1 protein-coding gene is annotated in these 1,611 nt (G+C 42.0%); it reads left to right on the forward strand.

What is annotated here, in order from left to right:
- Positions 1–283: 283 nt before the first annotated feature.
- The gene (locus tag CWC11_RS20380) at positions 284–1,576 is read left to right on the forward strand and encodes an anti-phage deoxyguanosine triphosphatase (protein WP_138684144.1); all 1,293 of its coding nucleotides are present in this window, start codon (positions 284–286) and stop codon (positions 1,574–1,576) included.
- The last annotated feature ends 35 nt before the right edge of the window (positions 1,577–1,611 follow it).

A 1,611-nucleotide genomic window follows, 5' to 3' on the forward strand; every position in this document is an offset into this window, starting at 1 on the left:
TCTTACATGGATGTAAGCCAGTAGAATAACGCAGGAGCAGTTATCGAGCCCGCTGGGTTACAAATCTCTCGCCGCAATAAAATCGCCCCTAGATTGAACAAATTTAATCCACAAAGATCAACACGCCCTGCTTATGTATGGGTAATACACATACATACGAACGCGCATTATACCTAAGCCACTTTATAAAGGCGAATAACGCACTTTGTTCATTCGCAATTTATAACCGCAAAGGTATACTGAGCTAATACCGTGTTTAATAACGTTTTGTGAGTAAAGCAGTATGGATAAACAATGGCAAAGCCGAATAATAGAGCAATATAAACACCGCCCAAACGATAACCGCTCACCCTGGCAGGTAGATCGTTCTCGTATTATTCATGCAGCAGCATTTAGGCGCTTACAAGCTAAAACTCAAATTATGGGGATTGGCCTTAACGATTTTTACCGTACACGTTTAACGCACTCTTTAGAGGTATCGCAAATTGGCACCGGCATACTGCGCCATTTAAGGACTCAGCACAGTGATTTTGAGCACTTTCCTTCAACAGGGCTACTTGAAACCTTATGCCTAGCGCACGATATTGGCCACCCGCCCTTTGGCCACGGCGGCGAAATAGCGCTGAATTACATGATGCGAGATCACGGTGGTTTTGAAGGCAACGCGCAAACCTTACGTATTGTTGCAAAGCTTGAGCCCTATTCGAACGGCCATGGCATGAACTTAACACGCCGTACTTTACTGGGCTTTATCAAATACCCTGCATTTATAAACGAGTTATGGCACACCATTCCAGAGGTAAATAACGCACGCTCATTTATTAAAGCTGATGATTGGCGACCCGCAAAAGGACTGTATAACGATGATTGCGCTATATTTAACTGGATCATAGAGCCCCTTAGTCAAAGCGATAAACAGCTTTTAAGTAACAATGCACCTATAGATAAATACCGCGCCAAAACAACGTATAAATCACTCGACAGTGCCATAATGGAACATGCCGACGATATAGCCTACGCAGTGCACGACCTAGAAGATGCAATAGCCACGCAAGTACTTACATTAGATGATTGGCAAACCCATGCTCTGCCTCATTTAAAAGCGCTTAATTATGAGTGGTTAAACTCCATGCTTGAATCTCTCACGCAGCGTTTATTTTCAAAAAATGATTATGAACGAAAAGATGCCATAGGAGAGCTGGTTAATACCTTTATTATTCATATACATTTAGATATTCAAAACGATGCGTTTGAATGCCCTATTTTAAAGTACACCGCAAAGTTAGACGCGCAGTACGAGCACGTACTACAAATACTCAAGCATTTTGTATTTCAACGCTTAATACGCGACCCCGAGATGCAGCAAATAGAGTTTAAAGGTCAAAATTTACTAATAGAGTTATTTACAGCGTTTGCAAGCGACCCGCTGCGTTTATTACCCGAAACAACTCAAGCACTTTACGTAGACGCTGAAAAACAAAATCAAGGGATGCGAATAATTTGCGACTACCTAAGCGGCATGAGCGACGAATACGCTTATAAAACCTATCAGCGTTTGTTCTCACCCGTACAGTAGTGCCAATGTGCAAAAATACTTAATTAAGCGAATTG

Source organism: Pseudoalteromonas sp. S3178 (assembly GCF_005886985.1).
In the GTDB taxonomy this organism is placed as follows: Bacteria; Pseudomonadota; Gammaproteobacteria; order Enterobacterales; family Alteromonadaceae; genus Pseudoalteromonas; species Pseudoalteromonas carrageenovora.

Bases quoted from the DNA above. Each gene is read 5' to 3' on its own strand.
- CWC11_RS20380 (WP_138684144.1), top strand. From the start codon at position 284: ATGGATAAACAATGGCAAAGCCGAATAATAGAGCAATATAAACACCGC.